The following is a 10375-nucleotide window of genomic DNA, read 5'->3' as shown; positions in this document are numbered from 1 at the left end:
CTGTAGGCCAAACACCTGCATCGGGGGTCTCCTGAGGTCCTGAGTCTGCAAACCCAAGCTTCAGAGACCCCCACCCTTCACTCAAGAGCCCGTCTCACATCTGTCTGAGCCAGGACACGGGCATGCATGGCAGGGCGCCGGCGCCGATTGCGGGGCGGCCGGGCATCGTTTATCCCGGCACTCCTGTCCAGACCCCCGGAGCTTCGTCGTCATGCCCGATCTCGTCACCGTCTTCGGTGGTTCCGGTTTCATCGGGACCCAGATCGTCCGGGCCCTCGCCCGGCGCGGCGCCCGGATCCGGGTGGCCGTGCGCCAGCCGCACCTGGCTCACGCCATGCGCCTCATGGGCGATGTCGGGCAGGTCGAGGTGGTGCAGGCCAATATCCGCGACGCTGGTTCCGTGATCCGGGCCGTACAGGGCGCCGATGCGGTGATCAACCTTGTGGGCCTGCTCTACGAGACGGGCCGACAGACCTTCCAGGCCGTCCATGTGGACGCCGCACGGACCATTGCCCAGGCCGCCGCCGACGCCGGCGCTCGCCTGGTGCAGATGTCGGCTCTCGGCGCGGACCCCGCCTCCGCCTCCCGATACGCCCGGTCAAAAGCCGAAGGCGAGGCCGTTGTTCGCAAGATCCTGCCGTCGGCGGTGATCCTGCGGCCGTCCATCGTCTTCGGGCCCGGCGACGACTTTTTCAACAAGTTCGGCGAGATGGCTGTTGTCAGCCCCTTTCTGCCCTTGATCGGCGGGGGACGGACGCGCTTCCAGCCGGTGTATGTCGGAGATGTGGCCAGGGCCGCCGCGACAGTCGCCCTGGACCCGCAGCATGCAGGCCGGACGTTCGAGCTGGGCGGACCGGGGATCTTCACCTTCCGGGAGATCCTGGACCTGATCCAGAAGGAGACCGGGCGCCGACGACTCTATGCGCCCCTTCCCTTCGGCGCGGCGGGCCTGATCGGGACCCTTTGCGCACCCCTGGCCCTGACCCCGGTGGCGCCGCCCCTGACAGCCGACCAGGTGGAGCTCCTGAAGACCGACAACGTCCTCTCCGGCGAGGCGCCCGGCCTGGCGGACCTGGGAATCGCGCCCGAGACGGTCGAGGCTATCCTGCCGACCTACCTCTATCGCTTCCGCAAGGGCGGCCAGTTCGCGGGCGCCGCCGGGAACGCCGTCGCCTGAGCCCCGGACTCAGCCAGCCCCCAGGAGGGCCAGGCCTGCGCCCCCGACCAGGATGCGCCACCAGCCGAACGGGGCGAACCCGCGCCGGCTGACCACCTCCAGCATGACCTTCACCACCGCATAGCCGACCACGAAGCTCACGGCGAAACCCAGGGCCAGCAGGCCGATCCGGTCGCCCTGAAGGTCGCCCCGGCTGGACCAGAAATCGAGGACGAAGGCGCCGGCCATGGTCGGCATGGCCAGGAAGAACGAAAACTCCGCCGCCGCGCGCTTCTCCACCCCCATCAGCATGGCCCCGACGATGGTGCCGCCGGAGCGCGAGACACCGGGGATCAGGGCCAGGGTCTGGAAGAGCCCGACCAACAGGGATGTCCGGAGGCTGAGCGCCATGGCGTCGGTCTCCCGGGGCGCCGGGGCCCGGCGGTCGATGACCAGCAGGACCACGCCGCCGATGATCAGCGACCAGCAGATCAGTCGGGGACTCTCGAAGAGAACCTCCTTGATAACGTCGTGCAGGAGGGCGCCTGCGAGCGCGCCCGGCAGGAAGGCCACGAACACCGACAGGACGAAGTGGCGGGATCTCTCCGAGACCGGCAGACTGACCGCGACATTCCAGAGCTTGCGGAAGTAGAGGGCGACAACGCCCAGTATGGCCCCCAGCTGGATCAGGACGATGAAGGTGTCCCAGAAGCCCGGAGGCAGGCCCAGGAGGGTCTTGGTCAGGAGCAGGTGCCCGGTGGACGAGACCGGGATGAACTCGGTCAGCCCCTCGACCACGCCCAGGATGATGGCGGAGATCCAGTCGGGCATAGGCGGCTCCTCAGGCGGGATCCGCCCGGCGGTCGAGCGGATAGCTGCGCTCGAGGCGATAGCGTGATCCGTCCGGACCGCGCCAGCTTGAATAGAGGCCGAAGCGATCCACGCGGAACCCGGGGACGCGGAGGTCCTCGGCGAAGGCGAGCCAGCGGGCCACCGTTTCAGGTTCAGGCCGGGTCAGGTAGGCCAGGGTGACGTGCGGTGTATAGGCGCGAGCGTCCGCCTTCAGTCCGGACCGGCGGGCCGCGATCTCGCAGGCCCGGGCCAGCTTTGACAGGGCCGGCGTCGGGGTCACCCGGGCCCAGACCGCGTGAATGTCGCGCCCTTCTCCAAAGGCCCCGGCCCCGGCGAGACTCAGCTCAAGGGGCGCGCCGCCGATGCGGCTGAGCTCGGCGTCCAGGTCGTCGGCCAGGTCCTCGCGGAGGTCACCAGCGAATTTCAAAGTGATATGCAGGGCCTCCCGGGGTCGCCAGGCGGCCTCGGCAAGGCCGCACTGGAAGGGCGCGAGGGCCTCAGCGGCCGCGTCGGGCAGGTCCAGGGCGGCGAACAGGCGGATCATCCGGAGAGCCTAACGTCGAGCAGCGCTTGCACAAGTCGTGCAGCGCACCGATATTTCGTCTGCGCCCACTCCGGGCGTTTGGGAGAGGATCTTCGTTCGATGAACGACTTCAATCGCGGATCGGCCCGTCCGGTGATCGTGGACCACGCCGACATGGCCGTGGACGCCGGCCTGCGCCAGTTCATGCTGGGTGTTTACAACAAGGTGGCCCTCGGCCTCGTGGTCTCCGGCGCCATGGCCTGGCTGACCGGCATGTTCGCCCCTGTGCGCGACCTGATGTTCATGGTCTCGGCAGACGGGCGTATGGCCGGCATGACCCCCCTCGGCTGGATCGTCAGCTTCGCGCCCCTCGCCATCATCCTGTTCTCCAGCTTCGCCCGCGGCGGACAGACCCCGCGCGGGGCCGCGGTGGCCTACTGGAGCATCGTAGTTCTGATGGGCGCCTCCCTGGGCGTCCTGACCCTGGTCTACACCGGCCAGGCGCTGGCCCAGACCTTCCTGATCACTGCGGCGGCCTTCGCCGCCCTGTCTCTGTTCGGCTACGCCACCAAGCGGGACCTGACAGCGATGGGAAGCTTCCTGATCGTCGGCCTCATCGGCCTGGTCCTGGCCTCCCTGGTCAACATGTTCCTGAAGCTGCCGATGATGAGCTTCGTCATCAGCATCCTCGGCGTTCTCATCTTCGCCGGCCTGATCGCCTTCGACACCCAGCGCCTGAAGCTGATGTACTACGACCTCGGCGGGGATGAGGCCTCCACAAGCGTGGCCACCAACTACGGGGCTCTGAGCCTCTACCTGAACTTCATCAACCTGTTCCAGTTCCTGCTCAGCCTGCTCGGCGAACGTCGTTAGGCGGGAAGGATCACCTAGACGTGGAAGCCTCGGCGGGTGACCGCCGGGGCATTTTTCCTGCGCGTCAGTCCACCACCCGGAATCGGCGGGAATCGAAAACCGTCAGCACCTGGGCCAGGTCATGTCCGCGTTTGAGGATCATTCCGCCCTCCCCGATCACCGCCCAGGCGCCCTGCCGGCGCGCCAGGGCGGGACGCTTTTCGATCCGGTAGGCGGGCGCCTCGGAAGCCCGGCGGAAGACCGAGAAGACGCAGGCGTCAGGCAGCGGGTCGATGGCGTAATCCTTCCACTCCCCCGCGGCGACCATCCGGCCATAAAGGTTCAGGATGCGAACGAACTCCGCACGCTCGAAGAAGACGCGACCGGGCGGGCCGCTCGTCGGGAAGGGATCCGCCGCCATGGGGGCAGGTTAGCTCCAGGTCGCCGCCCGGGGCAATCGCCGCGAAATGACCTTAATTCGGACGCGCGCCCGCCCGATAGGCTGGCGATCCTCATTTCGTCGGCTGGCCGGACCTGCATCCCGGGTTCCTGAACAGCCCCCCCAGCCCCCGCCCGGGGGCAGGCCGCCAGGCCAGCCGACGCTTCCTCTCCAGTATCCGAACGGTCGGACCCCTCCTGTCTTCAGGAAGACGCGGGGCTGCTCGCAAGAGCGAGGATGCGGCCGCCCCGGGGCGCCTGGACAATGACTACGGTGACCAGCCCGGGCTCGGTGGCCTCCGGAAGACGCCAGGTCAAGCCTCGTCCCCGCCAGGAGCCCAGGCGTCTCAACTCCCGAACGGCGTTCACCGCCACCACGGTCTGGCCCCGGTTGTCGCCCCGCCGGACCTGGACGCTCCTTGGCTTGGGATCATAACGCACCATCCAGACCTCAGCCCCGCCCTTGGGCGCCTTTCCGTTGGCCACGCTCGTCCGACGGGTTGAGAGACTGATCCTTGGCCCTGCAGGCGCCTGAGCGGCTCGGCTGATCAGCGACTCGAGACGCTCGGCCTCCAGAGCCCCGGTCTGGCCCTGTCCGCCCACCACGGCCTGGGGCGTATACGGCTCACCCAGGTCGAAGCGTGTCACGTAGGTCTTCTGGCGGGTGACGAATTCCGGACGGGCCAGGGTGTCTGTCCAGCCGAGATAGTCCCAGTAGTCGACGCTGAAGGTCAGCGGCAGGACGTCGCGACGGGCGGCCAGGGTCTGCATCACCTCCCCTGCGCCTGTGCAGGAGGCGCAGCCCTGCGCCGTGTAGAGTTCGACGATCACTGGAGACCGCGGCGCAGCAGGCGCCGCAGTGGGCGCCAGCATCAGTAAACAGGCGAACAGAGCTCCACGCATCGGCGCGCACATAATCCCAGTTATCCGGCGCGAGGGATCAAGAAGGCGTGAAACGGACCCGCCGCATACCCGCAAGGAGGATGCAGCGGCCAGGTTCAGCCCTGAGCGTCGCGCGCCAGGTTCCGAAGAACGTAGTTCAGCACCCCGCCATTGCGGAAGTACTCCAGCTCGGTCGGCGTATCGATGCGGCAGCGCACGGGGAAGCGGGCGATGCGGCCGTCACCGGCGCGATAGAGCTCCACCGTCAGCTGGCGGCGGGGCGACAGCTCGGAGAGGCCGCGGATCGACACGATCTCCTCCCCGGTCAGGTTCAGCTTCTGCCAGCCGTCCTGGATGAACTGCAGGGGCAGGACTCCCATGCCCACCAGGTTGGAGCGATGGATGCGCTCGAAACTCTCGGCGATCACCGCCCGCACGCCCAGGAGCTTAGTGCCCTTGGCCGCCCAGTCGCGGGACGAGCCCGTGCCGTATTCCTTGCCGGCGAAGATCACCATCGGCCGGCCCTCGGCCTGGTAGCGCATGGCGGCGTCGTAGATCGCCATGGTGTCGCCCGAGGGGAAGTGACGGGTCACGCCGCCCTCGATCTCCGGGGTGATCCGGTTGCGGATGCGGATGTTGGCGAAGGTGCCCCGCATCATCACCTCATGGTTGCCGCGGCGGGCGCCATAGGAGTTGAACTCGGTGGTCGGCACCTGGCGCTCGCGAAGGTAGACCCCGGCGGGGGAGCTGGCCTTGATCGAACCGGCCGGCGAGATGTGGTCGGTCGTGATCGAGTCGCCGAACACGCCAAGGATCCGCGCCTCGATCACGTCGGTGACCGGCTCGGGCTCCATCTTCATGTCCTGGAAGTAGGGCGGATTCTGGACATAGGTCGAGCCCATGTCCCAGGCGTAGGTCTGGCCGCCGGCCACCTTGATGCCCTGCCAGTTCTTGTCGCCCTTGAAGACGTCGGAATAGCGGGTGGCGAACATCTTCTGGGTCACGTGCTTGCGCTGCAGCGCGGCGACCTCGGCGGAGGTCGGCCAGATGTCCTTCAGGTAGACGGGCTTGCCGTCCTTACCCTCGCCGATCGGGTCCTTGGCCAGGTCGATGAGCATGTTGCCGGCCAGGGCGTAGGCCACCACCAGAGGCGGCGAGGCGAGATAGTTGGCCCGGGTGTCCGGATTGACCCGGCCCTCGAAGTTGCGGTTCCCCGACAGGACCGAACAGGCCACCAGATCTGAGGACTGGATGGTCTCGGAGATGGCCTCGGGCAGGGGCCCGGAATTGCCGATGCAGGTGGTGCAGCCGTAACCGACCAGGTTGAAGCCCAGGGCGTCCAGGCTCTTGGTCAGGCCGGCGGCCTTCAGGTAGTCGGTCACCACCTGGCTTCCGGGCGCCAGGGAGGTCTTCACCCAGGGCTTTACCTTCAGGCCCTTCTCCACCGCCTTCTTGGCCACGAGGCCGGCGGCGATCAGGACGCTGGGGTTGGAGGTGTTGGTGCAGGAGGTGATGGCGGCGATCACCACATCCCCGTCGCCGAGGTCGTAGGACTCGCCCTTCACCGCCGCGCGCGGGGCGCCCGGCTCGCGGCCGAACTCCTTGGAGAGTGCTGCGCGGAACTCGGCGGCGGCGTCGCTGAGCAGGACGCGGTCCTGGGGCCGCTTCGGGCCGGCCAGGGAGGGTTGGACCGTGCCGAGGTCGAGCTCCAGTGTGTCCGTGAAGACAGGCTCGGGATCGCCGGGCTCGGACCACAGGCCCTGGGCCTTGGCGTAGGCCTCCACCAGGTCGACCCGGGCAGGGTCGCGGCCGGTGGCGCGAAGATAGTCGACCGTGGCCTGGGTGACCGGGAAGAAACCGCAGGTGGCGCCATATTCCGGGGCCATGTTGGCGATGGTCGCCTCGTCCTCGAGGGTAAGACCGGCGAGGCCCGGGCCGAAGAACTCGACGAACTTGCCGACCACGCCCTTCTTGCGGAGCATCTGGGTGACGGTCAGAACCAGGTCGGTGGCGGTGGCGCCGTCCGGCAGGTCGCCGGTCAGGCGGAAGCCGATGACCTCGGGAATCAGCATGGGGATGGGCTGGCCCAGCATGGCGGCCTCGGCCTCGATGCCGCCCACGCCCCAGCCCAGGACGGCGAGGCCGTTGATCATGGTGGTGTGGGAGTCGGTGCCGACCACGGTGTCGGGATAGGCGACGGTGTCGGCGCCCTCCTCGCCGGTCCAGACGGTCTGCGCCAGGTATTCGAGATTGACCTGGTGGCAGATGCCGGTGCCGGGGGGCACGACGCGGAAGTTGTTGAAGGCCGACGAGCCCCAGCGCAGGAAACGGTAGCGCTCGATATTGCGCTCGTACTCACGCTCGACGTTCTCGCCGAAGGCCTTGGAGGTGCCGAAATGGTCCACCATGACGGAGTGGTCGATGACCAGGTCGACGGGGTTCAGCGGGTTGATCTTCTCGGGATCGGCGCCGAGCTTGGTCATGGCGTCGCGCATGGCGGCCAGGTCCACCACCGCCGGCACGCCGGTGAAGTCCTGCATCAGGACCCGGGCCGGGCGGAAACTGATCTCGTGCTCCACCGAACCCTTGTTGTCGAGCCAGGCGGCCAGGGCCTTGAGGTCGTCGGCGCCGACCGTCTCGCCATCCTCGTTGCGCAGCAGGTTTTCCAGCAGCACCTTCATCGAGGCCGGGAGTCGCGATACGCCGGCAAGACCGGCTTCCTCGGCGGCCGGAAGGCTGTAGTAAACGTAGGTCTTGTCTCCCACCGTGAGTTCGCGGCGGGTCTTGAGGCTGTCGATTGACGCCATGTCAGGGATCCTTCCTCTGTTCCGGACCGCACACCTATCGAACCGGAGATCGCGCGCCCTTGCGGGCGGACACACAGCGTTCGCCCCGGCGCCGCGAAAGCCCTCAGGGACGAGTGCGACCGAGGGCGTCATAGCCCTTCGGCGGGGCGGCGTCCATGCGCGCGCCGGGAGGAAATCGTGACCCCGTCCCTGCACTTCGAGGACCTGTCCCTGTCGCGGGGCGGGCGGCGCCTCTTTTCGGGGCTGGAGCTTCACCTGGAGTCAGGCCAGGCCTGCGCCCTCACAGGAGCCAACGGCTCGGGCAAGACCAGCCTGCTGAGAGCTGTGGCGGGCCTTTGCGCCATCGATTCCGGCCACATCACTTTCGGAGCCGTCGACCCGGCCGCCGCCCGGTCCACGGGCTTGCACCTGCTGGGTCACCTCGACGGCCTGAAGATCTCTCGGACCGCCGGCGAAGAACTGGTCTTCTGGACGGGGTGGCAGGGCGGAACGGCGTCCGCCATGGAGGCCGCCGTCCGCCGGCTCGACCTCCAGCGGCTCCTGGACCTCGAAGTCCGGCGGCTGTCCGCAGGCCAGAGGCGCAGGCTGGCCCTCGCCCGGCTCCTGTCGTCGCCCCGCCCGCTCTGGTTGCTCGACGAACCCCTCAGCCCCCTCGACGCCCAATGGCGCGCGAAGGCCCTGGAGATCATGGCCGGGCACCTGACCGGCGGCGGACTCATCCTTGCGGCGGTGCACGATCCCCTGCCTCTGGCGACCCTCGCCCTGGAGATCCTCCCGTGAGCGCCGCCCTGCAGCTGCTTCGCCGGGAGATGGCGATCGCCTGGGGTCGGGGCGGCGGCCTCATGGTGACCGGGGGTTTCTTCGCCGGGGCGACGCTCCTCCTGCCCCTCGCCTCAGGCCCCGAGCCCGAGCGGCTGGCGCAGATCGCGCCGGGCGCGGCCTGGACGGTCCTGGCCCTGTCCGCCCTCCTCGGCCTCGAACGGCTGTTCGAGCGTGACTACGAAGACGGGGCCCTTGACCTGATGGCCCACGCCGCCCTGCCCCTCGAGTTCACCTGCGCCCTGAAATGCCTGGGGCACTGGTTGGCGACCGGGGCGCCCCTCGCCCTCCTGGCGCCCCTGGCGGCGATCGCCCTGGGCGCGTCGCCGGCCCTCGCGCCCCTGCTGTTCGCCTGCGCGCTGGCCGGGGGGCTGGCCTTCGCCTTTACGGGAGGGATCGGTGCGGCCCTGAGCCTTGGCGCCCGGCGGGGCGGTCTCTTGACCGCGGTGATTGTCCTGCCCCTGTTCGTACCCCCGGTGATCTTCGGGGGCGGGGCCCTGGACGCCTTCACGGCGGGGCTTCCCTGGCGCGCCGGGTTCGCCCTGCTCGGCGCCTATGCCGCCGCTGCGGTCGCCCTGGGCCCCCTGGCCATGGCGGCGGCCTGCCGCAACGCGCTGTCCTGACCCGCGCCGGGGAACCGGCGACGGAAACCCCCCTCAGACGCGTTTGAATGACCAAGGGGCGCGTCCAAGGAGCACAGACATGACCAGATCCACCTTCCGGGTCGCCGGCCTCGCCGCGTTGATTTCCCTGTCCGCCGCAGGCGCCGGCCTCGCCCAGACCTCGCCCCAGAGCGGCCCACCGCAAGGCGGCGTGCGCATGATGGAGATGAAGCGGCCCGACCCAGAGGCTCGAGCTCAGCGGCTGCGGAGCGTGCTACAGCTGGCTCCCGCCCAGGAGCCGGCGCTGAAGGCCTTTCTGGAGGCCCTGAAGCCGCCGGAGCACACGGGCCGTCCGGACTCGGGCGCCCGGCCCGCCACGACGCCGGAGCGGCTGGACCAGCAGAGGGCCCGCATGGTCGAGCGCCTTGCGGCCTTCGACCGCCGCGCCACCGCCACCCGGACCTTCTACGCGCAGCTGACGCCGTCACAGAAGAAGGCCTTCGACGCCCTGCCCATGGGCCGCGGCAAGCACCGGGAGATCCGGATGGAACGCCGGATGATGGGCCCCGGTCCCGGCGGCCCGCCGATGGATCACGCTCGTCCGGAATAGCCCGCCGGACCCCCGCGCCGGCGGCTTTCCGTTGCCGCCGGCGCGGACCGGGGCTAATGGGCGGGGCATGACGCAGGCCCTCGCCTTCCTCTACAACCCGCACCGGTTCATGGCCTTTTCGGCCTGGGCGGCGCCCCTGTTCGGCGCCCTGGCCCTCGCCCTCGCCGCCGCGGGCCTCTGGCTGGGCTTCACCGCCCCCGAGGACTACCAGCAGGGCGACACCGTCCGGATCATGTTCATCCATGTGCCCGCCGCCTGGCTGGGCCTCTTCGTCTATGTCTGCCTGGGCGGGGCGAGCTTCCTGTCCCTGGTCTTCCGGCAGGCCCTCGCCGACGCCGCCGCCCGGGCCGCGGCGCCCATCGGCGCCGTCTTCACCGCCCTCGCCCTGGCCACGGGATCGCTCTGGGGCAAGCCGATGTGGGGCGCCTGGTGGGTCTGGGACGCCCGCCTGACCAGCGTCCTCGTCCTGTTTCTCTTCTACCTCGCCTACATGGCGCTGCGGGCCGCCATTGATGATGAGACCAAGGGCGCAAGGGCCGCCGCCATTCTGGCTCTGGTGGGCCTGGTCAACGTGCCCGTCGTTCACTGGTCGGTGGAATGGTGGAACACCCTGCACCAGGGCCGCACGGTGTTCGCCGCAGGCGGGTCCCGCGCGGCGACGGTCTTCCTGATACCTCTTCTTCTGATGAGCCTGTCCTACATGGCCGCCTTCGGGGCGCTGTGGCTGGTGCGGATCCGCGGCGAGGTCTGGCGACGCCGGGCCGCCGCCGCCGAGGCGCGGCTGGCGAGGTGATCCATGCTTGACCTCGATCCCGGCCCCTACGGCTTCTACAT

At 69.2% G+C, this 10375-nt stretch carries 11 protein-coding genes; 6 read left to right on the top strand and 5 right to left on the bottom strand.

The genetic code is table 11. The features are described 5' to 3' along the window. Positions 1-211: 211 nt before the first annotated feature. A complete protein-coding gene (locus IM632_RS07110; RefSeq protein ID WP_293516013.1) occupies positions 212-1177 on the top strand; it encodes a complex I NDUFA9 subunit family protein in 966 nt (321 codons plus the stop codon). A 9-nt stretch (positions 1178-1186) separates the two neighbouring features. Here IM632_RS07110 and IM632_RS07105 read toward each other — a convergent pair whose 3' ends face one another. Together IM632_RS07105 and thpR are read right to left on the bottom strand one after the other, a co-directional pair. Next, entirely contained in the window at positions 1187-1987 is an 801-nt protein-coding gene (locus tag IM632_RS07105) for an undecaprenyl-diphosphate phosphatase (protein WP_293515606.1), read from the bottom strand. Between the two features lie 10 nt (positions 1988-1997). Further along, complete coding sequence (thpR, locus tag IM632_RS07100) at positions 1998-2552, bottom strand: RNA 2',3'-cyclic phosphodiesterase (protein ID WP_296480004.1); 555 nt, start codon at positions 2550-2552, stop codon at positions 1998-2000. Positions 2553-2651: 99 nt separating this feature from the next. Between thpR and IM632_RS07095 the strand changes: the two genes are divergently transcribed. After that, positions 2652-3404, top strand: a complete 753-nt coding sequence (locus tag IM632_RS07095; protein WP_296480005.1) for a Bax inhibitor-1/YccA family protein — start codon at positions 2652-2654, stop codon at positions 3402-3404. A gap of 64 nt (positions 3405-3468) precedes the next feature. Here the strand turns inward: IM632_RS07095 and IM632_RS07090 are convergent, their stop codons facing one another. From IM632_RS07090 to acnA, 3 genes are all read right to left on the bottom strand, one after another. Next, a complete protein-coding gene (locus IM632_RS07090) occupies positions 3469-3804 on the bottom strand; it encodes a DUF2794 domain-containing protein (protein ID WP_293515610.1) in 336 nt (111 codons plus the stop codon). A 221-nt stretch (positions 3805-4025) separates the two neighbouring features. Further along, complete coding sequence (locus IM632_RS07085; RefSeq protein ID WP_296480006.1) at positions 4026-4724, bottom strand: thioredoxin family protein; 699 nt, start codon at positions 4722-4724, stop codon at positions 4026-4028. A gap of 95 nt (positions 4725-4819) precedes the next feature. Continuing rightward, the gene (gene acnA / locus IM632_RS07080; protein ID WP_296552164.1) at positions 4820-7510 is read right to left on the bottom strand and encodes an aconitate hydratase AcnA; all 2691 of its coding nucleotides are present in this window, start codon (positions 7508-7510) and stop codon (positions 4820-4822) included. Positions 7511-7687: 177 nt separating this feature from the next. On the opposite strand from acnA, the gene ccmA reads away from it, so the two are divergent. The 4 genes from ccmA (at position 7688) to ccmC (ending at position 10334) form a co-directional block, all read left to right on the top strand. Next, complete coding sequence (gene ccmA / locus IM632_RS07075) at positions 7688-8290, top strand: heme ABC exporter ATP-binding protein CcmA (RefSeq protein WP_296498918.1); 603 nt, start codon at positions 7688-7690, stop codon at positions 8288-8290. Next, the gene (gene ccmB / locus IM632_RS07070) at positions 8287-8952 is read left to right on the top strand and encodes a heme exporter protein CcmB (protein ID WP_293513134.1); all 666 of its coding nucleotides are present in this window, start codon (positions 8287-8289) and stop codon (positions 8950-8952) included. The genes ccmA and ccmB overlap by 4 nt, the downstream gene beginning before the upstream one ends. 79 nt (positions 8953-9031) lie before the next feature. Further along, positions 9032-9541 carry a Spy/CpxP family protein refolding chaperone gene (locus tag IM632_RS07065; protein ID WP_296532687.1) on the top strand — a complete coding sequence of 170 codons (510 nt, stop codon included), beginning with the start codon at positions 9032-9034 and terminating at the stop codon, positions 9539-9541. A gap of 67 nt (positions 9542-9608) precedes the next feature. Further along, positions 9609-10334, top strand: coding sequence for a heme ABC transporter permease CcmC (gene ccmC, locus IM632_RS07060; protein WP_296481666.1), 726 nt, complete (start codon positions 9609-9611; stop codon positions 10332-10334). The last annotated feature ends 41 nt before the right edge of the window (positions 10335-10375 follow it).

The sequence above is a fragment of the Phenylobacterium sp. genome, from assembly GCF_020402505.1.
Taxonomy (GTDB): Bacteria; Pseudomonadota; Alphaproteobacteria; order Caulobacterales; family Caulobacteraceae; genus Phenylobacterium.
The sequence above is the reverse complement of the archived record's forward strand: the minus strand, read 5'-3'. Positions and strand labels throughout refer to the sequence as shown.

Coding starts and splice junctions, on each gene's coding strand:
- IM632_RS07110 (WP_293516013.1), top strand. CDS start 212: ATGCCCGATCTCGTCACCGTCTTCGGTGGTTCCGGTTTCATCGGGACC.
- IM632_RS07105 (WP_293515606.1), bottom strand. CDS start 1,987: ATGCCCGACTGGATCTCCGCCATCATCCTGGGCGTGGTCGAGGGGCTG.
- thpR (WP_296480004.1), bottom strand. CDS start 2,552: ATGATCCGCCTGTTCGCCGCCCTGGACCTGCCCGACGCGGCCGCTGAG.
- IM632_RS07095 (WP_296480005.1), top strand. CDS start 2,652: ATGAACGACTTCAATCGCGGATCGGCCCGTCCGGTGATCGTGGACCAC.
- IM632_RS07090 (WP_293515610.1), bottom strand. CDS start 3,804: ATGGCGGCGGATCCCTTCCCGACGAGCGGCCCGCCCGGTCGCGTCTTC.
- IM632_RS07085 (WP_296480006.1), bottom strand. CDS start 4,724: ATGCGTGGAGCTCTGTTCGCCTGTTTACTGATGCTGGCGCCCACTGCG.
- acnA (WP_296552164.1), bottom strand. CDS start 7,510: ATGGCGTCAATCGACAGCCTCAAGACCCGCCGCGAACTCACGGTGGGA.
- IM632_RS07065 (WP_296532687.1), top strand. CDS start 9,032: ATGACCAGATCCACCTTCCGGGTCGCCGGCCTCGCCGCGTTGATTTCC.
- ccmC (WP_296481666.1), top strand. CDS start 9,609: ATGACGCAGGCCCTCGCCTTCCTCTACAACCCGCACCGGTTCATGGCC.